This is a genomic window from Hymenobacter lapidiphilus, from assembly GCF_003417065.2.
In the GTDB taxonomy this organism is placed as follows: Bacteria; Bacteroidota; Bacteroidia; order Cytophagales; family Hymenobacteraceae; genus Hymenobacter.
Genome location: NZ_QVLT01000003.1, coordinates 40,560 through 66,574, shown reverse-complemented (window position 1 = coordinate 66,574; position 26,015 = coordinate 40,560). Strand labels below are relative to the sequence as shown.

Genomic DNA, 26,015 nt, shown 5'->3' with positions numbered 1-26,015 from the left:
TTTGCCGCACTGTTGCTGCACGGCTGCCGGCCATGCGTTCTGTATGGCGCGGTTTATGTCTGCGCATTTATCACCGAATCCCTGTTTCTTTCTATGACCCGTCGTTTTTACTATCTGCCAGCGCTGGCGCTGGCAGGTCTACTAAGCAGTAGTGCCTTGCCCGCTGCCCCGGCCATCACTACCGAAACGCTCATCAGCCGCCTGACCAACGCCATCGACAACCTGAAAACCCTGCGCTGCAATGTGCGGGCCCAAGAACGCCTGGCGGGAAAATATCAGCAGGCCCGCACTTCGATGAAGATGAATTTCAGCCCCTACAAAGTGTACCTGCGCAACGACCAGGGCATTGAGGTGCTCTACGTAACGGGCCAGAACAGCGGCGACGCCTGGGTGTACCCCAACAGTTTCCCTTACGTAACGCTGAGCCTCGACCCGCAGGGCTCCATCATGCGCAAAGGGCAGCATCACAGCGTAATGGAGGCTGGCTACGGCACTATTTCTGAGCTGCTCGATGGCTCCGGTCAACGGATAAACCCCGGCTTCGAGAAAACCTTTCGTTACGCCGGCGACACCACGGTTGTCGGCCGGCCGGCCCACGTACTTCGCTCCTCGTACCCGCAGTTCCGCTACGTTAGCTACAAGCCTACCAAGGCCGAAACCACCAAAACCATTGCCGAGAAATTCGGCTGCGGAGAATACCGCATTCTGGAGCGCAACAACCTGAGTCCCGGCGCCACCGTGGCGGCCGGAAAAACAATTCAGGTTCCCAATGCCTATGGCAGCCGCATCACCATCTGCATCGACCAGAAACTCTATCTACCGCTCGTCGTGCAGGTAAACGACGATAAAGGCCTGTTCGAGAAGTTCGAATTTTCCGACCTCGTCGCCAACCAGCCCATCCCCGCCCCCGAGTTCACCAAGAACTATAAAGGGTATAAGCTTTAATCACAGATGTTGCAGATGCTGCAGATGAAAAGGATTCGTTCTAGTGTTAGAACGAATCCTTTTCATCTGCAGCATCTGCAACATCTGTGATTTAGCGGCGCATGGTTTTCTCGATCTGGTCCCACATTTCGGGCGTGAGGATTTCGAGCTTGTTGAACTCGCCGGCGCCGTTGAGCCACTCGCCGCCGTCGAGCGTTACCACTTCGCCGTTCATGTAGGCCGAAAAGTCTGACACCATGTAGGCGGCCAGGTTGGCCAGCTCCTGGTGTTCGCCTACCCGCTTGAGCGGCACGTTGGCGGCCGGGTCGAGCTTGGAGGCCAACGGCTCGGGGAACAGGCGGCTCCAGGCGCCTTCAGTCGGGAAGGGGCCGGGCGCAATGGCGTTGGCCCGGATGCCATACTTGGCCCACTCGACGGCCAAAGAGCGCGTCATGGCCAGCACGCCGGCTTTGGCGGCAGCCGAAGGCACCACGTAGGCCGAGCCCACCGAGGCATAGGTGGTGACGATGCTGAGAATGGTACCGGGCTTTTTGTCGGCAATCCAGCGCTTGCCGAAGGCTAGGGTACAGTTGTAAGAGCCTTTGAGCACGATGTCCACGATTACATCGAAGGCCTTATGGCTCAGGCGCTCGGTGGGGCTGATAAAGTTGCCGGCGGCGTTGTTGAGCAGCACATCGACACCGCCGAAGGTTTCGATGGTTTTTGCCAGCAGCGCCTCTACTTCGTCGTACTTGCGCACGTCGCACTGCACGGCCAGGATGTTGGCATTGCCGGTCTGTTCGCGCAGTTCGGCGGCCGTTTTTTCGAGCACATCGAGCTTGCGGGAGCTGATGACCACATTGGCCCCAAGCTGGAGGAAATAGGTCGTCATGGCCCGACCGAGGCCGGTGCCGCCGCCCGTTACGACGATGGTTTTGCCCTGCAGGGCATTATCGCGGAGCATGGGCTGGGCGTAGGGATGGGCGGAGGCCATAAGCAGAGAAAGTGTGTAGTGGAAAGTGGAGACGAATAAGAACCAGCCGCAAGGTCGGCCGGTTTTTCACAAGAAAACCAATTCTTCCGTTTTCTGGCCCGGCCGATGTCATTTTCAGGGCCGGTTATTACTCGTTGAGTTTGCCTGCGCCGGTTTTTTTGCCACCTTTAAACCCACATGACTCAACCTGTCTCTTCTGCCTCGCTCCTTACCGTGGCCGTACTGGGCTGCGGCTGGCTGGGGCTACCCCTGGCCCAGGCGCTGATGGCCGCCGGCTACCCCGTGCGCGGCACCACTACCACCCCCAGCCAACTCCTGACCCTGCGCGACATCGGCATCCAGCCCTTTCTGCTGCGCCTCGCCCCCACTCTCCTAACCACCGACGCCGACACGCTGCGCGTGCTGCTACAGGGCGTAGAGGTGCTGCTACTGAACGTGCCACCGGGGCGCGGGCCCGGCCAGCCCGAAGCTTACCCGGTTATGCTTAGCCACGTGGCCGAGGCGGCGGCCGAAGCCGGGGTGGCCCATGTGCTGCTGGTCAGCTCCACCGGCGTGTACCCCGATGAGGCCCGCCCCATGCACGAGGACGACGCCCAGGCCTCAACCGAAGCAGACTCGCACTTGCTGCGGGCCGAAGCGCTGTTTCAGGGCCCCACCAATACGGTGGTGCGGATGGCGGGCCTGATGGGCCCCGGCCGGCAGCCGGGCCGTTTTCTGGCCGGGCGTACGGGCGTAGCCCACGGCGAAGCGCCAGTTAATATGGTCCATCTGCAGGATTGCATCGGGCTGCTACTGAAGGTACTGGAGCTGGAGCTGTGGGGCCTTACGCTCAACGGCTGCGCGGCCAGCCACCCCAGCCGACGCACGTTTTTTACTGCCGCTGCCACTCAGCTTGGCCTGGAGCCGCCTACTTTTGCTGAGGGCACCAGCGGCGGCAAACAGGTCGATTCATCGGTCATCCGCCAGCTCACCCAATACCAGTTCCGCCACGATGATGTGGTAGCCGCGCTGAGCTATTGCTGAGGGCGGCTTACCTTTGCAGCGTGGTAGATGAACGGATGACGATAGCAGTGCTGGGCGGTGGAGCAGCGGGATTTTTCGGGGCCATTGCCTGCGCCGAGGCAAACCCGGCGCTACGGGTGCTGCTGCTCGAAAAAACCGGCAAACTGCTGAGCAAGGTGCGGATTTCGGGCGGCGGGCGCTGCAACCTGACGCACGCCGCCGACACGCCGGCCCAGTTGGTGCAGCACTACCCGCGTGGCGGCGCGCAGCTCAAGCAGCCCTTCCACACATTTGGCGCGCCCGACACGGTCCGCTGGTTCGCCGACCGCGGCGTGCAGCTCAAAACCGAGCCCGACGGCCGCATGTTCCCCGTCACCGACTCGTCGGAAACCGTGGCCCAGTGCCTGCTCGATGCCGCCCGCCGGGCCGGCGTCGAAGTCCTGACCCACACGGCGGCCGACAGCATCCGGATGCTGCCAGAGGGTGGCTTTGAGCTGACGCTAAGCGGTTCGAGTGCCCCGCCGGTACTGCGCGTGGCGCGGCTGCTGGTAGCCACCGGCGCGCGCCCAAATCGGAGCAGTACAACTGGCTGCGGCAGCTGGGCCACGCGGTGCAGGAGCCCGTGCCGAGCCTGTTCACTTTCAACGTGCCCAACTCGCCACTGCGTGAGCTGCCGGGCGTGAGCGTGCCTCGGGCCCGCGTGCGGGTGGCCGGCGAAAAGCTCGATTACGAGGGCCCGGTGCTGATTACGCACTGGGGCCTGAGCGGGCCGGCGGTGCTCAAGCTCTCGGCCTGGGGCGCGCGCCGGCTGCACGAACTCAACTACCGCAGCATTGCATTGGTCAGCTGGTTGCCCGATTTCACGGAGGACACCCTGCGTAGTCATTTGCAGGAGCACCGGGGCCCCCACGGCCGCAAGCTGGTGGTATCTAACCCGCTGCTGGGGCTGCCGCAGCGGCTGTGGCGCACGCTGGCCGAGCAGGCCGGCATCGGCCCCGAAACCCGCTGGAACGAGCTGCCGGCCAAGCTGCAGAATCGCCTGATTGAAGCCCTGTTGCGCACGGCCCTGCCCGTGTCAGGTAAGACTACCTATAAGGAGGAGTTTGTGACCTGCGGAGGTATTTCGCTGGCCGAAATAAATATGCAAACCATGGAAAGCCGCCTTGTGCCAGGCCTGCACTTCGCGGGCGAAGTGCTCGATATCGACGGCATCACCGGCGGCTTCAACTTCCAGGCCGCCTGGACGACCGGCTTTCTGGCCGGCCGCGCCATGAGCCAAGTGGCCGCGCCGGTAACCCTGGCGGGTGTTTAGGAGTAAGTAAAGGCAAGGATTCTCCGTTTGGATCCTATTCTACCCTTACCTTAAAAACACCTCCCTATGGACGCTAAAGTAATGCAAGCCGGCCTCAACGAACTCATCGAAACCCTCAAGGATGGCCAGAAAGGCTACGCCGAGGCAATAACCGACGTAGAGGGCGCTGACCTGAAAGACCTTTTCAAGAAGTACGCTGCCCAGCGCGCCAGCTACATCACGGAGCTGGAAGACCAGATGTTCAAGCTCGACCTCAAGCCCGACGAGGAGTCGTCCATCACCAGCGCCGTGCACCGCGCCTTCATCAACCTCAAAGGCCTCGTAACCGGCAAGGACCGTCACGCGATTCTGGCCGAGTGTGAGCGGGGCGAAGATTACGCTAAAGCTGCCTACGAGAAGGCCACGAAAATGCAGGACGTGCCGGCCGCCCTTAAAACCGTTATCGACAAGCAGGCCGCCGGCATCAAAGAAGCCCACGACCATATCCGGGGCCTCCGCGACGCCTCCAAATAAACTACTGATTAGCGTTCTGCTATCAGTTCCAAGCAAAAGAGGACGCTTCTCCGGAAGCGTCCTCTTTTTGTTTTTGGAGTAGGCAAGCAATTCTTTACAAAGCTTAAAAGCAAAGAGCCCCTATCTCAGTAAGACAGGGGCTCTTTGCTTTATTTAGCTAATCTACGCTGATTAATCAGCGTAGATCAATAATTTATTCGTCGCGGCGCTTGCCTTTGTAGCCGCCGCCGAAGCTGCTGCCGCCGCGGTTGCCGCCATATGAACCACCGCTGCCACCTTCACGGTTGCTGCCGTAGCGGCTACCGCCGCCACTGTACGAGCCGCCACTTTTACCGCCGCCGTAGCTGCTGCCGCCTTCGCGACGGTCGCCGCCGTAGGAGCCGCCGCCGCGGTTGCCACCGCCGTACGAGCCGCCGCCTTCGCGACGCTCACCACCACCGAAACCACCGGGACCCCGCGCGGACGGTCGCCGCCACCGCGGTTGCCGCCTTCCTGCTGGGCATCACCTTCCTGAACGGGCGTAGCAATGTTGAAGGCTACCGGACGGCCCTGGATGGAGCTGCGGCCAAGCTGGGCCACAATTTCCTCCACAAACTCGTTCGGTACTTCCACGAAGCTGAACTTGTCGTAGAGGGCGATGTCGCCCACTTTGCTGGCCGTGAGGCTGGTGTTTTCGGCAATCAGGTCTACGATGTCGCGGGGATGCAGACGATCCTTCTTGCCCATCGTTACGAACAGGCGGGTGAAGCCGGCGCGGGCAGCACCCTGGGTGCGGCTGGCGTCGAGGCTTTCCTGGGCCCGCTTGTCCTCCTTCATCGTCATCTTCAGCAATGCAGCTGCGATGTCGAGGGAAGTGATGCTTTCGTCGATGCTCTGGTCGATGAGGCGCTGTACGCGGCTCACGTACTTGTCGAGGTTGCCCTTTTCAATTACGTCTTTAATCGAAGCGAGCATAAGCGTGGTTTTCACCTCCGACACGTCCTCAAACGAAGGCACGCGCTCCTGCTTGATGGTGGCCTTGGTGAAGCGCATGATGTCGCGCAGCTTGTAGATGTCGCGGCCGCTCACGAAGGTGAAGGCCTTGCCCTGCTTGCCGGCCCGGCCGGTGCGGCCGATACGGTGCACATAGTACTCCTCGTCGGCGGGCAGGTCGTAGTTTACTACTACTTCCACATTCTCCACGTCGATGCCGCGGGCGGCTACGTCGGTGGCTACCAGAATTTCGAGCGTGCCCTTGCGGAACTTGTCGAGCGTGTTCTGGCGCTGCTGCTGGCCCATGTCGCCGTGCAGACCCTCGGCGAAGTAGCCTTTGGCCTGCAGGTCGCCCACGATGTCGTCGACCATGCGCTTGGTGTTGGCGAACACGATGCCCGACTTGATATTGTACATATCAATGAGACGGGTCAGCACGTCCTTTTTCTGAGGACCACGCACCTCGAAGTAGCTCTGCTCGATGTTGGTGACGGTCATCTCCTGATGATTCACCTTCACAATTTGTGGGTCCTTCTGGTAGCGCTTGGTCATCTCCAGGATGGGCTTGCTCATCGTGGCGGAGAAAAAGACCGTCTGGCGCTCTTCAGGCATTTTCTTGAGCACCGTCTCGATATCGTCGCGGAAGCCCATGTCGAGCATTTCGTCGGCCTCATCGAGGATGATCATTTTGCAGTTTTCCAGCTTCAGCGTGCCGCGCTCGATGTGGTCCATTACGCGACCGGGCGTGCCGATTACGATCTGCACACCGCGCTCGAGGGCGCGGAACTGGCGGTCGTACGACGAGCCACCGTAAATCGGCACTACCGCAAGATTACGCTTGTACTTGCCGAGCTTCTGAATTTCGCCCGAAACCTGCACCGCCAGTTCGCGGGTGGGGCAGAGCACGAGGCACTGCACTTCGCGCGAATCGGTGTCGACCAGTTCGATAGCAGGGATGGCGAAGGCGGCCGTTTTGCCGGTGCCCGTCTGGGCCTGGCCGATTACGTCGCGGCCGGCGAGCAGCACGGGAATACCAGCGGCCTGAATAGGCGAGGCTTCTTCGTAGCCTACTTCAGCAATGGCGCGTTGCATTTCTTCAGAGAGGGTCAGCTCGCTGAACTTGGTTTTTGGTGTTTCCTGGTCCATGTCAGTGTTAATGGAGTGAGAGAGATAAGCTCTGAAAACAGCGGATTCAGCGACGCTCTTCTCCCACTCTCTCCACAACGACGACGAGTGACGGAATAACGGACGGAAGACAAAGCCGGCCCAACAAGTTTCTATAGGCAGCTCTAAGCTGCGCGGAACGTGGCCGTTCTCAAATGCGGGTGCAAAGGTATGGTTTTTTACCGGAAAAAGCGAATGAATTACAGGTTTTCAAGAATAGCTCTGCTGAGTAAAGGCGTAAGCCGTAGCCGAAGTATCTCTACTGCAACGCTAATACACTCGCTTGGTTATCTACTGCAACGCAGCGGTAGAGATGCTTTGCCTACGCTCCGACACTGGCTCGATACGCCACAGGCGCAGCGTGACACTCGTTCAAGGCTGCTCTACCAACCGCTAACGAAAAAAGCAGGCTCCCCGGGGGAGCCTGCTTTCGATGCTATCCGAAAAGAAAGTTCGCTTAGGCGAGCTTTACTTTAACGGCGTTCGGGCCTTTGCGGCCCTGGGCGATTTCGAATTCAACTTTGTCCTGGTCGCGGATTTCGTCGATGCACTCGGTCACGTGTACGAAAACGTCTTCGCCGGTCTCGTCCACTTTGATGAAACCAAAACCTTTGGTCTCGTTGAAGAATTTTACAGTTCCTGTCTGCATGGGTACTCTACTCTTGATGATGATGGATATTTTGTAGCAAGAAAAGCAGCCTGAACTTGATTAGGCTATCTTTTTAGGAGGAACTCAACCGGGCAACGAAGCCGCTTTTTCTTAACTTGGATCAAATATACAGGTATATTTTAGAACTGGAAGCCTGGCGCAACGACAAGCCCGAATTTTTAGTGTGCCTAGCCCGCCTTCTGAGGCTAACTGCCCGGCGGCTGTACCTTTGGAAACAATGGATACGCCTACTGCCCCCGCCTTTCGCTTCGCCCACACCCTAACGGTGCAGCCCGCCGACATCGACGACCTCGACCACGCCAACAATGTGCAGTACGTGCGCTGGGTGCAGGACACGGCTACTGCCCACTGGCACGCCGCCTACCCCGCCGGCACGCCCGGGCACGCCTATATATGGGTGGTGCGCGAGCACCGCATCCAGTACCGCCATCCGGCCCTGCTAGGCGACGAGCTGCGCTGCACCACCTGGATTGGCGAAGTACGCGGCGCCCAGTGCCAGCGGTTCGTCCGCATCGAGCGAGCCACCGATGGCAAGCTGCTCTGCGAAGCCGAGACGCAATGGGTACTACTGGACCCCATTAGCAAGCGGCCGATGCGGATTGAGTCCGGCATGCGGGACTATTTGTGGGGGCCGGTTTAGAGGTGGCTGTTCGTTATATTTCCGTCTGTGTCTGACTATCTTGCACTATGCTCACTCGCTTTATTATCTTCATTACCGTATTGCTACCGTTCTACTCGCCCCAAGCTCAAACGACAGCCAGCCACAAGACTTTCGTCAAAAGAGTAACGAAGCAGATAGCCTATGTGGGCCTTGTTAAATGCATATTGGTGAGCAAGTCTGCTTATACTCCCAAGCAATATCTTCGATTTGATTCGCTGCGAAATCGATGTACATCTGCCGAATTGACTGCTCTACTCAAGCATCGTTCACCCGCAGTGCGAGTCTATTCCTTCAGGGCTTTGTCAGAAAAACCGGAAGTGGACTTACTTCCACTGTTAGTTGAGCATCAATCTGACACGGCAGAATACGCATGGCGGTGTGCATGCGCCGGAGGAACTGATAAAGTGGTCGACGGTATGCTCCTAGATTATAAAGGAAGCTATCAGTACACTCAAGACACTCTGGTAAGTGAGCGGAAAATATTGTGGGAGGGACTAAATAAGGAATATTGGAAGCGGTTTGATAGAGAATTTGAAAGAGAAGAGCAACAAAGAGAAAAGCAGCAAACTGAAAAACAAGAAATCCGCTCAGAGCGACGAGAGAACCTCAATAAGAAGCGTCTAACGGCCCACGACGACAAATAAACACCCTATGCCCCACCCCGATAAACCCACCTTCCGCATCTCCTCCTCCTCAGCTGGCTCGGGCAAAACCTACCAGCTCACTAAGTAATACCTGAAGCTGGCGCTGGGTTCGGAGGACGCGGGCTATTTCAAGCGGATTCTGGCCATTACGTTCACCAACGACGCGGCGGGCGAGATGAAAAAGCGGATTCTGGAGGCACTGCGGCGGTTTGGGCGCCTGCCCCCAGGGCCAGCACTACTCGCCATTGACCGACATTATTACCCTAGCCGTAGCCGGCAACTGTGAAGCAGATTGGTAAAGAGTCAATGCTATCCTCCCCCTTATATGGGAACGGTCCGACTACGCCTGCGCGTAGTCGGACCGTTCCCATATAAGGGGGAGAACCTGGGGCTACAGCTGGGCGCCCTGATTTTTCATTTCCTGCTCCTGGGCGGCGTGGTTGGCAGCGAATTTGGCGCGCTGGGCTTCCGTGCGCTCGGTGCCCAGGCTGGCGAGGTGCTCGCGCAGCTTTTCGGCGGGCATATCGGCGCCGTAGGAGGGCGTGCCGGGCTGCTGCCGCCACGACTCGTACAGCGTGCCGTCGTCCACGGCGTCGAAGCCCAGTTCATCGACCAGCTTCATAACCTGCTTTTTGGCGGCGGCATCGTCGCTGGCTACGGGCAGGGCAATGCGGCCGGGCGTACCGGCGGGCTGGCCTTTGTTTTCGAGGTGGTCGGCGTAGATGTTGTTGAACACCTTTACCACCGGCCGGCCCAGGTGCTGCTGCACCCACTCGCTTTCGGTCAATGAGCCGCTTTGCAGCTCCGGAATCTGGCCGTCGCGCAGCATCGGGTAGTAGTTGCTGGTGTCGATGATGGGAACATCGGCGCTTACGCCCTCGAACAGGTTTTTGGGCAGGTCGGGTATGTTTTTGAGCGGAATGGTTACCACGATGATGTCGCCGTGGCGGGCGGCTTCGCGGGCCGTGGCGGGCGTGGCGCCGGTTTTTTGGGCTACATCCGTCAGCGTTTCGGGGCCGCGGGAGTTGGCAATAAGAACTGAGTGACCGAGGCTGACGAGTCGCACGGCAAGGGCGCTGCCGATGTGGCCGGCACCGATAATTCCAATATTCATGGCTGGGTTGTTAGCAAGTGAAATAGCCGCCGCAACTGCGCGGCGTGGTTCCAAGAACGCTCGGTTGGCTGGTTTGTTCGGGTTGGAGTCGGCCGGCAGCCCGGTTCCGCTCAGCCAGACGGCCCCAATCGGGGTACTCATGTAGTATGCTGGTAGAGGGATTAATTCGACCTTTGTCTGGCTATTCTACCCTCCCCTATGTCCCAGCCCACCTTCCGCATCTACTCCTCCTCGGCTGGCTCCGGCAAAACCTACCAGCTCACCAAAGAATACCTGAAGCTGGCGCTGGGCTCGGAGGATGCGGGCTACTTCAAGCGGATTCTGGCCATCACGTTCACCAACGACGCGGCGGGCGAAATGAAGCAGCGGATTCTGGGGGCGCTGCGGCGGTTCGCGCGGCTGCCCGGGGGCCAGCACGACCCGCTGCTGGCCGATATTGCCCAAGAACTGGCCGCCGAGGGGCCGCTGGCCCACCTGGAAACGGCCGAAGAGCGCGAGCGGGTGCTGCGCGAACGGGCGGCGGCCACGTTCCGGCTGGCGCTCTACCACTACGCCGACTTCGCGGTGAGTACCATCGACTCGTTCGTGCAGCGCATTGTAACGGCTTTTACCCGCGAACTGGGACTACCGGCCACGTTTGAGGTGGAGCTGGACAGCGCCCTGGTGCTGCAAGGCGCGGTGGCGTTGGTACTCGACCGGGTGAACCGCGACCCCAACGCGGACCTGCTTTCGCGCACGATTTCCGATTTCGCGCTCAACAAAGCCGAGGAAGGCAAGAGTTGGAACAACCTGCCCGAGGAGTTGGTCGAGTTCGGGCAGTTTCTGCTGAGCGAGCCGGTGCACGAGGCTATGCAGCAGCTGCAGGCCCTGAGCCTGGCCGACTACCGACGGCTGCACGAGGGCCTGCGGGCCCGGCAGCGCGAAATTGAGGACTTGGTGCAGCAAACCGCCGCCGTGGCCCTCGACGTGCTGGCAACGGCCGGGCTGGAGCCCGAGCACCTGGCCAGCGGAGCCAACGGCATCTATGGCCATTTCCAGAACTGGCGCCGCTGGCTGGAGGCCCCCGCCAAAGATGCCAGCTTCCCGACGGCCACCGCCCTCAAAACCATAGAAACCGACAAATGGGGCAGCGCCGCCGCCAAAAAGCAAGGCCGCGAGGACGATGTGGCGGCCGTGGCGCCGTTGCTGGCCGAAACCTTCGGGCAGCTGCAGGATCTGCGGGCGCGGCTGCTGCCCAGCTACCTGCTGGCCGCCGGCATGCTGCCCTACGTGTTTCAGGTGAGCTTGCTGAGTGAGCTGAGCAAGGCTGTGGAGCAGCTCAGCCGCGACCGGGGCGTGGTCCTGATTGCCGAATTCAACCGCCGCATTGCCCAGATTGTACTGCACGAGCCGGTGCCGTTCCTATACGAGCGGCTGGGCGACCGGTACCAGCATTTACTGATTGATGAGTTTCAGGATACCTCGGTGCTGCAGTGGAACAACCTGCTGCCGCTGGTGGAAAACGCCCTGGGTAGCGGCCACCTGAATTTGGCCGTGGGCGACGCCAAACAGGCCATTTACCGCTGGCGGGGCGGCGAGATGGAGCAGATTCTGCGCCTTTATAAAAAGGAAACTCACCACCTCTACGACCGGGTGCCCGACCCCGAAACCCGCCAGCGCCTGGCCGACCGCTACCAGACCGTTGACCAGGCCTTGGAGGCGCGCAACCTGAACATCAACTACCGCTCGGGCCGGAACATCATCGAGTTCAACAACGCCTTTTTCAGCCACGTAAGCGCCACCCACGGCGCGCTGCCGCTGGTGCAAGCGTTGTTTGATGCCGACTTCACGCAGCAGAGTCCGCCTGGCGCGGAGGCCGCGGCGGCCCACGTAGAGCTGCTGTTTACCGACGACGACGCGCCCGCCACCCGCTACGACGCGGCCCACGGCACCTTCACGCCCGACGCCTTGCCCGGCTACCTGCCCGGCCAGACGCTCGACTACGCCGAAAGCACGCTCTACCTCACGCTGCAGTTGGTGCAGCAGGCGCTGGCCGACGGCTACCGGCTCCAGGATATTGCCGTGCTCTGCCGCACCCGCGGCAACAGCCGCCACACCGCCAAATTCCTGAAAGAGCGGGGTTACGACATTATTTCGGCCGATTCGCTGTCGTTGGAGTTTGCCGAGGTGGTAAACCTGCTGGTGGCAGTGTTCCGGGTGCTCAACCGGCCTGATGACACGCTGGCCCGCGCCGAAGCGTTGCTGCTCGTCGACCGCGTGGTGCGCGGCCACGCCCCCACCCCCGACCGGGCCCGGCGTTGGGCCGAGCTGGCCAACGACAAGTCGGCCGAGCCGTTTTTTGAGGAGCTGCGCGCGCTGGGCTACGACCTCCAGGAGAAAGAAACCGGCAACCTGGGCCTCTACGAGCTGACGGAACGGCTTCTGGGCCTGTTCGGGCTGCTGGACCGGGCCGCCGAGCGCGAGTACCTGTTCCGGTTTCTGGACCTGACGCTCGAATACAGCCTGCGCTATGGCAACAACCTCAACAACTTCCTGGCCTACTGGGACCAGAAGAAGAGCAGCCTGAGCATCAATGCCCCCGCCGGCCGCGACGCGCTTACTATTACGACAGTGCACAAGGCCAAGGGCCTAGCCTACGGCGTAGTCATTGTGCCGTTTGCCGATTGGTCGCTGCGGCCGTTTATGGGCACGCTGCTCTGGGGCCGCCTGCCCAACGTAGCCGACCGGCCAATGGCCGAAATGCCCGGCGTGGCCGTGCTCAGCCAGAAGCAGGATTTGCTGCTCACGCCCCTGGCCGCCCAGTACACCGAAGAGCTGGAAAAGACGTTTCTGGAAGGCCTGAACATGCTTTACGTGGCCTTCACCCGGCCCCGCCACCGCCTCTACGTCATCACCAAAAAGCCCAAACCCGCCAAAGCCAGCGGCAAAAACGACGACGGCGAAACCGGCCCCGACAAGCCCGCCGGCACCGTGGCCGAGCTACTGCACCGCTACCTCGTGAGCACCGGCCAGTGGGACGACGAGCAGATGGCGTACTCCTTAGCTGTTAACTCAGAGCAATTAGCTGATAGCTCTTCGTTAGACGGAGCCAGCAACCAAAAACCAAAAACCAGCAACGAACAACCGACAGCCAACAACCAACTCCTACTGACCAACCTGACCAGCACGCCCTGGGAGCAGCGGCTGCGGCTGCGCAGGCACGCCAATACGGTGTTCGATTTTGATGAGCAGCAGGAGCAGCGCGAGTGGAACCGCCGCCTGCACTACGCCCTGCGCCGCGTGCGGCAGGCCGCCGACGTGGAGCGCGTGGCGTCCCAACTGGCGGCCGAGGGCATCATCAGCCTGCAGGAGCGCCCCGAGCTGCTGGCCCGGCTGCGTGAGGTAACCGACGACCCGCGGCTGGCGCACTATTTCAGCCCCGAGGTGGTGGCCGAGGCCGAGCGCGAAATTCTGGTAGGCGGCACTCGCAAGCAGGACTACAAGCCCGACCGCATCGTGTTCGAAACCACCCCCGACGGCTCGGGCCGCCGCGTCACGCTGCTCGATTTCAAGCTGCCGCCCGCCGAATACCGCCACCGGGTGCCGTTGCAGCAGTACGCCGCCCTATTCCGACAGCTGGGCTACGAGCAGGTACGTTGCGTGCTGTATTATTTTGATATCCGGGAAGTGGTGGAGTGGGTTGTGGGCGAATAAGGTGATGGCATAAGGGGCAATAGAGTTGATCCTTACAGGAAATCAGTAAATCCTTTTAAACGCAAAGCCCCTGACATCATGAATGTCAGGGGCTTTGCTGCTTATCAAGGTTAGCCGCTTTGCACGAGCGGGTTAGCTGCGCTGCCCTCGGGTGCTTTGCGCCGCTCTCAACAATAGCTATTTACCTTATTTCTTCGCCTTCGTTGGAGTTGTCGACTTCGTTGGGGTTGCCGATTTTGTTGGGGTTACCGGATCTGTTGGCTTCGTGAAACCGTCCTTTTGGGCTTTCTCCATTACGATGGTCATGCGCTTCTCGCTGTCGGGGTGGGAGGAGAAAAGCTGGGCGCCTTTACTGGCTTTGGCTCCGCCGGAGAGGTCGTTGAGCTTGCCGAAAGCGGTGGCCATGTACCAGGGATTCAATTTTTTGGCCTTAAGCAGGTCGTAGCCGTAGGAATCGGCGCTGCTTTCCTGGGCACGCGAGAACGAGGCGTTGGCCACGGCTTGGCCCAGGTCGCCGAGCTGGGAATCACTCAGAGCGCCGGCGGCTCCGCCCTGCGAGCTGGCCCCTTCTTTTAGCGCCGAGGCCATCAGGGCCGTGCGCATGGCATCCTTGGAATCTTTGTTTTTAACATGGCCGATTTCGTGGCCGATAACGCCCAGAATTTCCTGGTCGCTCATCAGGTCCATCAGGCCGGCAAACACCCGCACGCTGCCGTCGGCGCAGGCGAAGGCATTCACATCCTTCACCAAATACGCCTTGTAATTCATGGTCATGCCATCGTAGTTATCGAGGCCGGCCACAATCTTCTTCAGGCGCTGGGCGTAGGGCGAGTTGGCGGGGGCTACGGGGTTGTTCTCATCGCTCCACTTCACGTATTCCTTGGTGTGCTCGATTACCTCGGCATCGGAAACGGTAGCGGCCTTGGCGGCTTTCAGGCCCGCGCCAATAGTTTTGGGGTTGAGTTTGAACTGGGCCTGGGCACTGAGGCCGGAGCCGAGCAGCAAGCCGGAGGCCAGCAGCAGAACGGGTAAACGCTTACGCATAGGGAAGGGAGCTGGAATTGGTGGTAGGAAAGGATTGATGGAGAAGAAGCGTTAGTTAATGCGCCGAAACCGGCCTTCGCCCTGCACCAGAAAGTGCCACAGGTTGCGGGGATACTTGCTGATGGGCACCCCGGCCGGCACGGAGTCGCGTAGCGCCAGCGTAGCGCTGGCCGCTGTAAGCGGGCCGTGCAGCAGGCCGGTGGTTTTGAAATACACGGTGTCGGCCGTGAGGCGGGTTACTTCGGCCAGCAGGTAGGTCCCCTCCTCAGTCATGCCGATGGTTTTGTAACGGGTCCCCTCCTGCACACCAGTTTCTACAACCGGCTGATCAGCGGCTGACAGCGCTGTAACCGGCTTGGGGTCGCTAAACCAGCCTACTCCAAAAATGAAGACCAGCGTAAGTCCGAACAGAATGAGCACCGCGAAATTGGTGAGCGGGTAGCGGGCCTGTTGCTGCAGGGCCTGCACCGGCGGGCGGTGGCTTTCGGGCATCTGCTTGAGCTTGGCAATCGTCTGCTGGCAGTGGCCGCACACGGTTACGCTCATTTTGCCAAACGGGAAAATAGGGGTCCAGAACAGGCTGACGTAGCGGGAGAAAACTGTGGCGCTGAGCTGGCCGGTGATGCCGCAGTGCGTGCAGCTGGTGGTAAGCAGTGGGGCGGTGAGCAGGCGGGAGGTGCCGGTACCATAAAAAAATAGCATGCAGTAGTTTTAGGCAATAATTGCGGAGAAATGTACAACCTTCGAAGGCACGAATAACGGAGAAAATCCTGAATCCCTCACTACTCGTTAGATCTACCAGTTTCGGGGTACCCGGCCGCGAACCGCCTACCTTTGCGGCCCGCCCGTTTTGCCGCCTTCATGGAACCCACCGCTACGCCCGCGCCCCGCTCGGCCCTTACCTTTATCTTTATCACGCTGCTGCTTGATGTAACGGGCATTGGCATCATCATTCCCGTTATTCCGAAGCTGATTCAGCACCTGACCGGGGGCACCGTGAGCCAGGCGGCCCAGGTGGGCGGCTGGCTGGTGTTTGCCTACGCCGTGATGCAGTTCCTGTTTTCGCCGGTGCTGGGCAACCTCTCCGACCGGTTCGGGCGGCGGCCGGTGCTGCTGTTCTCGCTGCTCGGCTTCGGTATCGATTACCTGTTTCTGGCCTTCGCCCCTACCCTGGCCTGGCTGTTTGTGGGCCGGGCCATTGCGGGCATCACCGGGGCCAGCATCACAACGGCCTCGGCCTATATAGCCGACGTGTCGAAGCCCGAGGACCGGGCCCAGAACTTCGGCCTGATTGGGGCTGCTTTCGGGCTGGGCTTCATTCTGGGGCCGCTGATGGGCGGGGTACTGGGCGAATACAGCCACCAGCTGCCGTTTCTGGCCGCCGCCGGCCTCACGCTGCTCAACGTGGTGTACGGCTACTTTGTGCTGCCCGAATCACTGCCCCTGTCGCGGCGGCGGGCGTTTGCCTGGAAGCGGGCCAACCCCATCGGCAGCCTCAAAATGCTGGGCCGCTACCCCGTTATTCTGGGGCTGGTAGCCTCGCTGCTCTTCCTCTACGTAGCCGCCCACGCCACCCAAAGCACCTGGACCTACTACGTGATGGAGAAATTCAGCTGGAGCGAAAAATGGGTGGGCTACTCGCTGGCGGCCATTGGGCTGCTGGTGGCCATCGTACAGGGCGGGCTCATCCGGCGCATCAACCCGTTGCTGGGCCCCAAACGGTCGGTGTACCTGGGGTTGCTGCTGTATGCGGTGGGCTTCGTGCTGTTCGCGTTTGCCAGCAAGGGCTGGATGATGTTCGCCTTTCTGGTGCCCTACTGCCTGGGCGGCATTGCCGGCCCGGCGTTGCAGGGCATCATTTCGGGCCAGGTGCCGGCCAACGAGCAGGGCGAGCTGCAAGGCGCCCTCACCAGCCTGATGAGCCTCACCTCCATCGTGGGCCCGGTACTCATGACCGGCCTGTTTTCCTACTATACCAGCCCCAGTGCGCCGGTGTATTTCCCCGGCGCGCCCTTCATTCTGGCGGCCGTGCTCACCCTCATCAGTGTAGCCCTGGCCGCCCGCTCGCTGGCCAGCTACGTCGCGCCGGTGAACGAGTAAGGGGCATGGGAGTTCGGATGCTAAGCGTCCGTTTGCACTCGCAACTCGAGCTTATTTCCCGCCGGATTCAGGCCCTCGAACGCCCCATGTTCCAGCCCCACTGCATCTGGATGCAGGTAATAGTCGTTGGTTTCGACCACCTGGTGCCAGCGCAGGGTAGCCAGTTCCAGGTATATCAGCCAGGTAGTTCCGGCGGGCTCCTGCCCGGGATGCGGCTCCACCAGCTGCAGAAAAAGTCCGGCGGGCCACTCGCGGCATAAGTCGCTTACGAGCTGCCCATGCAGACCGGGTATTTCGGGCGCAGTATGCAGGCGGTAGAGCCCCGGAAAGTGTCCCTGGTCCTCCAGGTCGTCCCATGCCTCGAACCACCGCTCAAACTCCCGACTGACTGCCCCCGATTCCTGCTCGGTGATAAGCAAGCGAAGCTGCTCATTCTGGAACAGCACCACAGGCACTTCCGGAATTGGTGGCGGCTCAGGCGGCGGCTGGTAGCCAAACAGCTTCCGGATTGGTAGGATGATTTTTGAGCCGGCGCTCCAGACGCCGTAACCGATTCCCAAGACCAGCAACACTCCTACTCCCAGGACCACAACCAGTATGGCTACCAGCGTCACCAATACCGAGTTGCGCGCATCCTCCCATCAGGAAGTGGGGGGCACCGGCGGTGGCGGAAGGATGGTTTGTTGAACGGTGAAAGGCATGCGATGAGGCGAATCAGAGAAGTCTTTGTTAACTCAAGTTGCGGAGGGCGATGTAGGGGCGGGGCTTGCTCCCGCCCGCCGCTGGAACGAGGCGTTGCGGCCTTCATCCGCCGTTCAACGCTACTGTGTAATGGCGGGCGGGGGCAAGCCCCGCCCCTACGTCGTTCTCCGCAACCCACTCCGCAACTTAGGTTTTTCTGCAAACAGAAGCCGGTTTCTGAGCGAAAGGCACTGTACCTTTAAGTAGAATTCCTGACCCGCCGCGCATGCCCACTTCCCTCCCCGACCTGCCTCTTTTCGCTGTTGCTCCCACCCTCCCACTCGCCCGGCCCCTGCCCGACGCTACGCCCTTCCTGACCCGGGTGGCACGCGAGTTGGTGGCGCAGTACGGGCCGACGGGGGAGTTGTCGGATTTGGTGGTGGTGGTGCCCACGCGGCGGGCGGTGGTGTACCTGCAAAACGAGCTGAGCCTGGCCGCCGAGGCCGGACAGGCGGTGTGGAGCCCGCGGGTAGCGGCTATGGAAGACTACATGGTGGAGCTGGCCGGCGTGCGCGTCGAGGAGCCCATTGCCCTGCAGCTGCTGCTGTTTGAAATCCTGCAGGACATCGACCCCCAGCTCGATTTTGACCAGTTCGTGGGCTGGTCGGCGCTGCTGCTGCAGGACTTTTCGAGCCTCGACCAGAACCTGGCCTCGCCCCGCAAGGTATTCGAGTACCTGAGCCAGGCCAAGGCCCTGGAGCGCTGGGATTTAGGGGCCGAGTATCAGCCTGCAACTACCACTACTGCCTATTTCCGCTTCTGGGACGACCTCGACAAAGTGTACCTGCGCCTGAAAAAGCGGATGAAGCAGGGCCGCATTGCCTACCCCGGCTTGGCCTACCGGCTGGCCCAGCGCCGGGTGCGCGAGCAGCTGGATGCGGGCGAAACGCTGCCCCGTCACGTGTTCGTGGGCCTGGGTTTTCTGTCGAAGGCGGAGGAGCGGCTCATCCGCCACCTGCGCAAGGCCGGCCTCGCCGACGTGCTCTTCGACGGCGACGCGTTCTACCTGGAGCCCGGCTCGCCCAATCGCGCCGGCCAGCACCTGCGCCAGTATAAGGACCGGCTCGATTTGCCCTGGGACAACTTCGGCGGGCCGGCCGAGCTGCTGCGCCAGCTGCCGCGTACCGTGCGCATGGTGGGCGTGGCCAACTCCTCGATGCAGGGCAAGTTGGCCGGCCAGCTGCTGGCCGCCGCCCGCCAGGCCAACCCCAACGCCAAAGTAGCCGTGGTGCTGCCCGACGAAACGCTGCTGCTGCCGGTGCTTCACGGCCTGCCCCCGCGCGAGGTGCCCGAGTACAACGTTACGATGGGCCTCAATTTCCAGAGCACACCCCTGTTCAACCTCGTGGATTTGCTGTTTGAGGTGCACCTGACCGGCGTGCGCGAAGGCTCGCAGGAAACGGGCTACGGCGTGCCCCGCTACCACCACCTGGCCGTCAGCAAACTGCTGCAGCACCCGTTTCTGCGCCGCTACCAGAGCTGGCTCGATAAGCAGGACGACCCCGCCGGCCACGGCATGCTCGATAAAGTATGCCGCGCTATTGTGCAGCGCCACGCGGTGCTGCTGCCGGCCGAGGAGCTGGTAGAGCTGGGCCAGGGCCACCCGTTGCTCACGGCCCTGTTTGCTACCTGGAACAACTGCGACGACATCATTGCGGCCTGCAACACGCTCATCGACCTGCTCAAAAAGGCCTACCAGGACCAGCATTCCGCCATCGAGGCCGAGTACCTGTACCTGTTCTACACGCTCATCAAGCGGCTGCACTCGGTGTTCGACTGCCGGGAGCAGCGGCTGTCGGTACGCTCGTTCCGGCGGTTTCTGTACGAGCAGATGCGCAATACCCGGCTCCCTTTCAGCGGCGAGCCGATTGCCGATGTGCAGGTGATGGGCCTGCTCGAAACCCGGGCCCTCGACTTCGACCACGTCATCATCCTGAGCTGCAACGAGAACGTGCTGCCGGCCCCCAAGCGCCACAGCTCCCTGTTCCCCTACGACGTGCTCACGACCTTCGGCCTGCCCACCTACGCCGACCACGAGGCCGCCACCGCCCACCAGTTCTGGCGCCTGCTGCAGCGCGCAAGCAACGTTGATTTGCTGCACATTCTGCCCGGCGCCGAGGGCACCCGCACCGGCGAGCGAAGCCGCTTTCTGCTGCAGGTGGAAAACGACTTGGCCCTGCAGAACCCCCAGATGGAGCTGCTGGATTTGACGGTGACGGCTGATGCGGGCACCTCACCCCCTAGCCCCCTCTCCGAAAAAGGAGAGGGGGAACTAGCTACTAATCTTCTAGAGCTGGATAAACAACTAGAAACTAGTCTCCCCTCTCCTTTTTCGGGGAGGGGGCTAGGGGGTGAGGCGCCCGTTGGCACTGACCTTACCCTCGAAAAAGACGCCGGGATGCTGCTGGCGTTGCGGGAGCTGCTGCAGAAAGGCCTCTCGCCCACGGCCCTCAACCAGTACTTGGGCTGCTCGCTGCAGTTCTATTTCCAGCGGATTGCCCGCTTCCGCGAGAACGAGGAGGTGGAGGAAGCCCTCGGGCCCGACGGCTTCGGCACGGCCGTACACGAGGCGCTGGAGGAGCTACTGATGCCCTTTTCCCAGCAGCAGACGCCCGGCGCCCCGGCCCTCACGGCGGCCGATATTCCGGGTTTGCTGGCCTTGGCTCCGATTATGGTGGCCAAGGCCCTGCGCAAGGAGGTGGCCGGCCGCCACGCCCGCGCCGACGAGGGCCTCAACCACGTGCTGGGCCAGGTGGCCAAGCAGCTCGTGCGCCGCTACCTCGAAAGCCTGCTCGACACGGAAGGCGCCCTGCCCCTGCGCATCCAAAGCCTCGAAGAAGCCCTGCAGGCCACCGTGTACGTGGCCCTGGAAGGCGGCGAGAAGCTGCGCGTGAACCTGTTCGGCCTCGCCGACCGCGTAGACCAGCTGGCCAACGGCGACCTGCGGGTGGTGGATTATAAGTCGGGCCTCGTGGAGAAGTCGCACCTGCAGCTGCTCAAGCGCCTCGAAGCGCCGGCCGCGGCGTGGAGCGCCTGCTCACCGACGCCACCCCGGCCGCCGACAAAGTGCGTCAGCTCTGGCTCTACCGCTTCCTGCTGGCCCAGCAGGGCCGCCCCGCCGCCGACGCGGCCATCATCTCGCTACGCAACCTGGCGGCCGGCCCCATGTCGGCCGATATGGGCTTTCTGACGGCCGATGGCCAGGATTTCGGGCGCCACAGCGAGGAGCTGCTGGGCCAGCTGGTGCGCCGCATCCTCGACCCAGCCGAGCCCATCCGCAAAACTGACGACCTTGATAAGTGCCAGTACTGCGTTTATCGGGGCATTTGCGCCCGCTGACCCGGACGATTACGGTTCGGGGCGGGGCGGGACTGAGTTGTGCGCTCCATGCCGTAGGCCACCACGCGTACCTGATCGATATAAGGAGCGTGGGGCTGCTGATCCTGCTGCTGTATGCGGGCCTGGTAGGCCGCAACTTCCTGCTCAAGGACAATGACAAAAGTCACCCGCAGCAGGAACTGGGCCTGCGTGGGCCGGCCTTGGTAAACGGCCGGAATCCAACGATCGGGCTGCTGTTTGAGCACCGTCCACACGGCTTCCGTGCACTCTTTGGAAGGCGTGGTTACCACCTGGTAATCCTGGGTTTTACCTTGCTCATTCACGACGTAGGAGATAACCACTTCACCCTGCTGCTCCTGCATAAGGGACGCTACCGGATACCGAATGCTTTTGCCAATATCCGCCGTGCGCTTGGCGCGGCTGCCCACGAACTGCGGGGCGCGGCTGGGGCGCACCAGTTGCCAGTCGTCGTTCAGATACAGCAGGTAACGGGCCGTATCGGGGCGGCTGTAAGCAATGCGGCTCGAATCGTAGTTCATGCGCAGCGTCAGTTCGCCTTGCTGGTCGTAATACTCCCAGATGCCGGTGGGCCGGCCGTCGGTCAGTGCTCCTTTCTCGAATGTAACGGTCGGTACAGAGTCGGCATTTTTAGATTTACGTTCTTTCTTCTGCCCAAAAACCAGTAGCGGAGTAGCTGACAATAGTATTAGAAGAAGGAAATGTGGCTTACGCATGGTGGATAAGAGAAGGATTTGGGTGGATAAAGGGAGCGGAAAAGTAAGCGAAATTCTCCGGGTGTCCTGCCAACCAGCCAGCCAAATAGCGCCCCCCAGCCGCGGCGTAGCATCCTTGGGAATGCCCCATCCGACCAAGCATATCGTCATCGGTTCAGGATTACCGCTCTACCTTTCGCCTTCTAACTCCTAGCTTCCAACTTCTAGCTTCTTTAAAAAATGGACGAATTCATGCAGGCTGCTATTGATGAGGCGCGCCAGGGCCGCCAGGAAGGCGGTATTCCGATTGGCTCGGTGCTCGTGCGCGACGGCAAGCTCGTGAGCCGCGGGCGCAACAAGCGCGTGCAGGAGGGCAACGCCATCAAGCACGGCGAAATGGATGCGCTGATGAACGCCGGCCGCCAGCGCACCTACCGTGACACCGTGCTTTACACCACCCTGATGCCCTGCTTCATGTGCGCCGGCACCATTGTGCAGTTCAAAATCCCGAAAGTGGTAGTGGGTGAGTCGCGCACCTTCGGCGAATCGAAGGCGTTCCTCGAAAGCCACGGCGTAGAAGTGGAAATTCTCGACCTTGAAGAGTGCGTGAAGATGATGGAAAGCTTCATCAAAGAGGAGCCCGAACTCTGGAACGAAGACATTATGGAGTTATAAGCCCGTTGCTTACGTTAGGAGCCGGAAACACCTGCCGGGAATAGCGGCCGTTTCCGGCTCTTCTTTTTTCTTGCCATGTCTGATTTGCCCGAATCCAACGCCCCCTTCGCCGCCACCAAAAAGTGCCCCAACTGCGGGCGCTGGACGCAGTGGCAGCAGAAGCCCACCGACCGCTGCCAGCATTGCGGGCAGCAGCTCGAAGCGGCCCGGGCGCCTCCGATGAGCGCCGTCAGCAGCAAGCCGATGCGCCGCTTTCCAAGGGGCTGCTGCTGATTGAAATATCGCCCGACGATGGGCCGGTGCTGCGGTTTTTCAAATACCTCATCCGGGGCGGGCAGCTGGCTTTCGGGGCTTTCATGGCCTTTGTAATGTGGCTGCTGGCCGCCCTGGCCGGATGAGAAGCGGCCGCCACTTGCCCGCCGAGCTGCGCCACCCCCTGTTTGTAGCCGGGGTGGTCACTTATCTGCTACTTATACTGTACAAAACCGGCAGCCCGCTGGTAGCCGGCTGGCCCCAGCCGCCAGTTTTGCTGCGCGCCCACCTTGCCGACGCCCTGGCCCTGCCCCTGCTGCTCACGCTGGAGCTGTGGGGGCTGCGGCGCTTCTACTTCCGCCAGCCGGCCTTCGTACTGCCCCGCTCCTGGATTTTCAGCTCCTGGCTGGCCTTTAGCCTGTGGTTCGAGTGGCTACTGCCCCGCTTTGATGCCCGCGCCACCGCCGACTGGCGCGACGTGCTGGCCTACGCGCTGGGCGGGCTGGTATTTGCCCGCTGGATGAACCGCCCTGCCAGCCGCGCCATTCAACCCGAAGGCCCGCTATAAGCGAATAGCCCTGTATTCAGGCCCTGCCGGCACCCACCGGCGGGGCCTTGCGTTGCCTCCGCGCTGCAAATTGCATTACCGGCAATCAGGAGGCAGCGCACTCCGAATAGTTCTGCGTGCAGCCGCTCAACACTACCCTGACGATTCGCCCGCAGGGTTCCTCACAACGCGCTGAACGCTAATCGCCCAGCCTCTACTAACTATATGACCACTGACTTTCACCACGTACTGCTTGCTTATTGGGAGCAGTTTCTGTTTATGTTGCCCAAGCTCCTAATTGCCCTGGTGCTGCTAGCAATCGGCCTCTTTATTGCCGGCCGGCTCAGCGCGCTGCTCAGCCATCGCCTGCACCGCCGCTCCGCCGACCCGCTGCTGGCCGATTTCCTGACCCAGATCAGCAAATGGGTGCTAAGCCTGATTGCCTTACTTGTGGCCCTCAATGTGCTGGGCTTCTCGGGTGTGGTGGGCAGCCTGCTGGGCGCGGCTGGCGTATCGGCGTTTATTGTGGGCTTTGCGTTCAAGGATATTGCCGAGAACTTCCTGGCCGGCGTCATTCTGGCCTTCAACCGGCCGTTTCATATTGATGATACGGTTCAGATAAAAGACTTGGTGGGCCACGTGGTGGCCCTCAACCTGCGCACCACACTTGTTCGCACCTTCGATGGCAAGCATATTTTCATGCCCAACTCCATGGTGCTCAAAGAGCCCCTCACCAACTACACGCGCGACGGCGACCTGCGCTCCGACTTCCTGCTGACCGTGGAGCTGGCTCCTGCCGATACGCCCGCCGTGGCCACCGGTATCATCCTCGACTACCTGCAAACCGTGCCCGAGGTGCAGACCGGCACCAAATCGCCCTACGTGAACCTGGAGAAGGCTGCCGCCACTACCGTCGACCTGCGGGTGTATTTCTGGGGCGACTCGAACGACTACCGCCGGGGCGTGCTGCAGCTCAAAAGCCGCCTGATGCAGGAGGTGAAGCAGGAGCTTGTGGGGGCTGGCTTCAGCGTGCCGGCGCTGGCAGCCTAACATACTTCGGCCAGAATACGCGAACCGAGCGCGCTTTTCGTTAGGTTGCAGTTTCCTGCCTGCCGGGCCTTTCTGCTGCCCTCGCTGCCTATGTCTCAGAACTCCATTCATCGGCTGTTGCTGCCGCTGCTCATGTGGCGCGTACGCCACATAAGCGACCGGGCCTACCTGATTCTGGTTAGTATTCTGATTGGCCTGCTGGCAGGGCTGGCGGCAGTGGTACTCAAAACCTTGGTGCACGATACGCAGGGGCTGCTTAATGCCTGGGTGCCCCCGCAGTACCAGGTATTCAGCAGCTCCCTGTATCCCATTATCGGCATTGCCCTCACGGTGCTGTTCACGCGCTATTTTCTGGGCGGCGACCTGGGGCGGGGCATCGGGCCGGTGATATATAACGTGGCCCGCCAGGGCAGCGTCGTGCCGCGCAGCAAGCTGTACTCGCAGCTCGTATCGTCGTTCCTGACAGTTTCATTCGGTGGTTCGGCAGGTTTGGAGGCTCCCATTTCGGTTACCGGCGCCGCCATTGGCTCCAACGCCTCGCGGGTGCTGCGCATTGGGCGGCGGCAGCGGCGACTGCTCACGGCCTGCGGGGCGGCGGGCGGCATTGCGGCCATCTTCAACTCGCCCATCGCGGGGGTGCTGTTCGCCGTCGAGGTGCTGCTCTCCGAGCTGTCGGCGGCGTATTTCGTGCCGCTGCTCATCTCCTCGGCCACCGCCACCGTGGTGTCGAAAGCCCTGTACGCGGGCCAGCCTTTCGTGCTCATCACCACTAGCTGGCCCGTCGATGCCGTGCCGCTGTACCTGATGCTGGCGTTGTTCACGGCCCTGCTCTCGGTCTATATGATTCGGGTGTATTTCTGGGCCGACCGGCAATTCAGCTATTACTCCGGTGTTTTCTGGAAGGTGCTGTTCGGCGGCCTGGCTTTGGGGGGACTGGTTTTCCTGTTTCCGCCACTTTACGGCGAAGGCTACAACAGTGTGCAGCAGCTGCTGGGGGGCCACTCCGAGCAGCTTGTTAATGGCTCGCTCTTCGATGTTTTTAAAGACCAGAGTGCCTGGCTGGTGCTATTGGTGGCCGCGGGCAGTATGCTGCTGAAAGTGGTAGCTACCACCGTTACCATCGGCTCGGGCGGCAATGGCGGCATGTTCGGCTCGTCGCTGTTTGCCGGAGCACTGTGCGGCTTCATCTTCGCGCGCCTCATCAACCTGAGCGGTCTTTACCCGATTTCGGAGGTGCACTTTATTGTGCTGGGCATGGCCGGCACACTGGCCGGAGTAGTGCACGCCCCGCTCACGGCCATCTTCCTGATTGCTGAAATAACCGGCGGCTACGCCCTGTTTGTCCCCCTGATGCTCGTTACCTCAGGCTCCTACCTGATTACGCGCTACTTCGAACCCTACTCAGTGTACACCCGCAAGCTGGCCCAGAAGGGCGTGTACGTGAACCACGACCGTGACCGGGGTCTGCTGGCGCTGCTCGACGTAACGAGCCTGCTGCAAACCGATTTCCAGCCCGTGCGGCCCGACGACACGCTGGGCGAGCTGGTGCATACCTTCCGCCACACGTCGCGCAACCTGTTTCCGGTGGTCGATTACGACGATGGGGGCCGGCTGCTGGGCGTGGTCAGCCTCGATGCCGTTCGCCACGCCCTCTTCGACGATGCCCATTACACCACCACCCGCGTACGCGACCTGATGGACGAACCCCTGGCCATCGTGCGCCCCGACGACACGTTGCTCGACACGCTGCGCTGCATGGAGCAGCTCGATGCCTGGGCCCTGCCCGTGGTCGATGCCGACGACCGGTACCTGGGTTTCCTGCTCAAATCCACCATCCTGGCCAACTACCGCCGCCAGCTGCTCAAAGACAGCGGAGACTAGCTTTTTGACC

25 protein-coding genes are annotated in these 26,015 nt (G+C 61.2%); 17 read left to right on the top strand and 8 right to left on the bottom strand.

The window, feature by feature from the left end:
* The first annotated feature begins 93 nt into the window (after window positions 1–93).
* A complete protein-coding gene (locus D0N36_RS02475; RefSeq protein ID WP_116939470.1) occupies window positions 94–945 on the top strand; it encodes a DUF1571 domain-containing protein in 852 nt (283 codons plus the stop codon).
* 91 nt (window positions 946–1,036) lie between these two features.
* On the opposite strand, the gene D0N36_RS02470 is transcribed toward D0N36_RS02475, so the two are convergent.
* A complete protein-coding gene (locus D0N36_RS02470; protein WP_116939469.1) occupies window positions 1,037–1,918 on the bottom strand; it encodes an SDR family oxidoreductase in 882 nt (293 codons plus the stop codon).
* A 177-nt stretch (window positions 1,919–2,095) separates the two neighbouring features.
* On the opposite strand from D0N36_RS02470, the gene D0N36_RS02465 reads away from it, so the two are divergent.
* The 4 genes from D0N36_RS02465 (at window position 2,096) to D0N36_RS02455 (ending at window position 4,745) form a co-directional block, all read left to right on the top strand.
* On the top strand, window positions 2,096–2,941 hold the full coding sequence (locus D0N36_RS02465) for an NAD(P)H-binding protein (protein WP_116939468.1): 846 nt from the start codon (window positions 2,096–2,098) through the stop codon (window positions 2,939–2,941).
* 35 nt (window positions 2,942–2,976) lie between these two features.
* On the top strand, window positions 2,977–3,603 hold the full coding sequence (locus tag D0N36_RS20055; protein ID WP_317191429.1) for an NAD(P)/FAD-dependent oxidoreductase: 627 nt from the start codon (window positions 2,977–2,979) through the stop codon (window positions 3,601–3,603).
* Window positions 3,531–4,232 (top strand): aminoacetone oxidase family FAD-binding enzyme, encoded by a 702-nt coding sequence (locus D0N36_RS20050; RefSeq protein ID WP_317191428.1) that lies wholly within the window; start codon window positions 3,531–3,533, stop codon window positions 4,230–4,232. Before D0N36_RS20055 ends, D0N36_RS20050 begins: the two co-directional genes overlap by 73 nt.
* A gap of 66 nt (window positions 4,233–4,298) precedes the next feature.
* Window positions 4,299–4,745 (top strand): PA2169 family four-helix-bundle protein, encoded by a 447-nt coding sequence (locus tag D0N36_RS02455; RefSeq protein ID WP_116939467.1) that lies wholly within the window; start codon window positions 4,299–4,301, stop codon window positions 4,743–4,745.
* Between the two features lie 171 nt (window positions 4,746–4,916).
* On the opposite strand, the gene D0N36_RS02450 is transcribed toward D0N36_RS02455, so the two are convergent.
* Together D0N36_RS02450 and D0N36_RS02445 are read right to left on the bottom strand one after the other, a co-directional pair.
* A complete protein-coding gene (locus D0N36_RS02450; RefSeq protein ID WP_317191427.1) occupies window positions 4,917–6,809 on the bottom strand; it encodes a DEAD/DEAH box helicase in 1,893 nt (630 codons plus the stop codon).
* A 529-nt stretch (window positions 6,810–7,338) separates the two neighbouring features.
* A complete protein-coding gene (locus tag D0N36_RS02445; protein ID WP_019947277.1) occupies window positions 7,339–7,530 on the bottom strand; it encodes a cold-shock protein in 192 nt (63 codons plus the stop codon).
* 238 nt (window positions 7,531–7,768) lie between these two features.
* Here D0N36_RS02445 and D0N36_RS02440 point away from each other — a divergent pair, with 238 nt between their 5' ends.
* The 3 genes from D0N36_RS02440 (at window position 7,769) to D0N36_RS20200 (ending at window position 9,142) form a co-directional block, all read left to right on the top strand.
* Entirely contained in the window at window positions 7,769–8,191 is a 423-nt protein-coding gene (locus D0N36_RS02440; protein ID WP_116939466.1) for an acyl-CoA thioesterase, read from the top strand.
* Window positions 8,192–8,238: 47 nt separating this feature from the next.
* Complete coding sequence (locus tag D0N36_RS02435; RefSeq protein WP_116939465.1) at window positions 8,239–8,856, top strand: hypothetical protein; 618 nt, start codon at window positions 8,239–8,241, stop codon at window positions 8,854–8,856.
* Between the two features lie 91 nt (window positions 8,857–8,947).
* Window positions 8,948–9,142 (top strand): UvrD-helicase domain-containing protein, encoded by a 195-nt coding sequence (locus D0N36_RS20200; RefSeq protein WP_116939464.1) that lies wholly within the window; start codon window positions 8,948–8,950, stop codon window positions 9,140–9,142.
* Window positions 9,143–9,247: 105 nt separating this feature from the next.
* Here D0N36_RS20200 and D0N36_RS02425 read toward each other — a convergent pair whose 3' ends face one another.
* Window positions 9,248–9,970, bottom strand: a complete 723-nt coding sequence (locus tag D0N36_RS02425; protein ID WP_116939463.1) for an NADPH-dependent F420 reductase — start codon at window positions 9,968–9,970, stop codon at window positions 9,248–9,250.
* A gap of 198 nt (window positions 9,971–10,168) precedes the next feature.
* On the opposite strand from D0N36_RS02425, the gene D0N36_RS02420 reads away from it, so the two are divergent.
* Window positions 10,169–13,663, top strand: a complete 3,495-nt coding sequence (locus D0N36_RS02420; RefSeq protein WP_116939462.1) for a UvrD-helicase domain-containing protein — start codon at window positions 10,169–10,171, stop codon at window positions 13,661–13,663.
* A 186-nt stretch (window positions 13,664–13,849) separates the two neighbouring features.
* On the opposite strand, the gene D0N36_RS02415 is transcribed toward D0N36_RS02420, so the two are convergent.
* Both D0N36_RS02415 and D0N36_RS02410 read right to left on the bottom strand, forming a co-directional pair.
* The gene (locus D0N36_RS02415; RefSeq protein ID WP_116939461.1) at window positions 13,850–14,707 is read right to left on the bottom strand and encodes a M48 family metallopeptidase; all 858 of its coding nucleotides are present in this window, start codon (window positions 14,705–14,707) and stop codon (window positions 13,850–13,852) included.
* A gap of 51 nt (window positions 14,708–14,758) precedes the next feature.
* Entirely contained in the window at window positions 14,759–15,409 is a 651-nt protein-coding gene (locus D0N36_RS02410; RefSeq protein ID WP_116939460.1) for a hypothetical protein, read from the bottom strand.
* Window positions 15,410–15,568: 159 nt separating this feature from the next.
* Here D0N36_RS02410 and D0N36_RS02405 point away from each other — a divergent pair, with 159 nt between their 5' ends.
* Window positions 15,569–16,807, top strand: coding sequence for a TCR/Tet family MFS transporter (locus tag D0N36_RS02405; protein WP_116939589.1), 1,239 nt, complete (start codon window positions 15,569–15,571; stop codon window positions 16,805–16,807).
* Window positions 16,808–16,827: 20 nt separating this feature from the next.
* Here the strand turns inward: D0N36_RS02405 and D0N36_RS02400 are convergent, their stop codons facing one another.
* Window positions 16,828–17,421, bottom strand: coding sequence for a hypothetical protein (locus tag D0N36_RS02400; RefSeq protein ID WP_147320716.1), 594 nt, complete (start codon window positions 17,419–17,421; stop codon window positions 16,828–16,830).
* 353 nt (window positions 17,422–17,774) lie between these two features.
* Here D0N36_RS02400 and D0N36_RS02395 point away from each other — a divergent pair, with 353 nt between their 5' ends.
* A complete protein-coding gene (locus D0N36_RS02395) occupies window positions 17,775–20,738 on the top strand; it encodes a PD-(D/E)XK nuclease family protein (RefSeq protein WP_116939458.1) in 2,964 nt (987 codons plus the stop codon).
* The gene (locus D0N36_RS19470) at window positions 20,642–20,887 is read left to right on the top strand and encodes a hypothetical protein (RefSeq protein WP_242478782.1); all 246 of its coding nucleotides are present in this window, start codon (window positions 20,642–20,644) and stop codon (window positions 20,885–20,887) included. The genes D0N36_RS02395 and D0N36_RS19470 overlap by 97 nt, the downstream gene beginning before the upstream one ends.
* Here D0N36_RS19470 and D0N36_RS02390 read toward each other — a convergent pair.
* A complete protein-coding gene (locus D0N36_RS02390) occupies window positions 20,863–21,588 on the bottom strand; it encodes an energy transducer TonB (protein WP_190242482.1) in 726 nt (241 codons plus the stop codon). The genes D0N36_RS19470 and D0N36_RS02390 overlap by 25 nt on opposite strands.
* A gap of 252 nt (window positions 21,589–21,840) precedes the next feature.
* Here D0N36_RS02390 and D0N36_RS02385 point away from each other — a divergent pair, with 252 nt between their 5' ends.
* The 5 genes from D0N36_RS02385 (at window position 21,841) to D0N36_RS02365 (ending at window position 26,005) form a co-directional block, all read left to right on the top strand.
* Window positions 21,841–22,275, top strand: a complete 435-nt coding sequence (locus tag D0N36_RS02385; RefSeq protein WP_116939455.1) for a nucleoside deaminase — start codon at window positions 21,841–21,843, stop codon at window positions 22,273–22,275.
* A 122-nt stretch (window positions 22,276–22,397) separates the two neighbouring features.
* Window positions 22,398–22,673 carry a hypothetical protein gene (locus tag D0N36_RS02380; RefSeq protein WP_147320715.1) on the top strand — a complete coding sequence of 92 codons (276 nt, stop codon included), beginning with the start codon at window positions 22,398–22,400 and terminating at the stop codon, window positions 22,671–22,673.
* The gene (locus D0N36_RS02375) at window positions 22,670–23,095 is read left to right on the top strand and encodes a hypothetical protein (protein WP_116939453.1); all 426 of its coding nucleotides are present in this window, start codon (window positions 22,670–22,672) and stop codon (window positions 23,093–23,095) included. Before D0N36_RS02380 ends, D0N36_RS02375 begins: the two co-directional genes overlap by 4 nt.
* Before the next feature lie 204 nt (window positions 23,096–23,299).
* Complete coding sequence (locus D0N36_RS02370) at window positions 23,300–24,124, top strand: mechanosensitive ion channel family protein (RefSeq protein ID WP_116939452.1); 825 nt, start codon at window positions 23,300–23,302, stop codon at window positions 24,122–24,124.
* Between the two features lie 90 nt (window positions 24,125–24,214).
* Window positions 24,215–26,005 (top strand): chloride channel protein, encoded by a 1,791-nt coding sequence (locus D0N36_RS02365; RefSeq protein WP_147320714.1) that lies wholly within the window; start codon window positions 24,215–24,217, stop codon window positions 26,003–26,005.
* Window positions 26,006–26,015 lie beyond the last annotated feature (10 nt).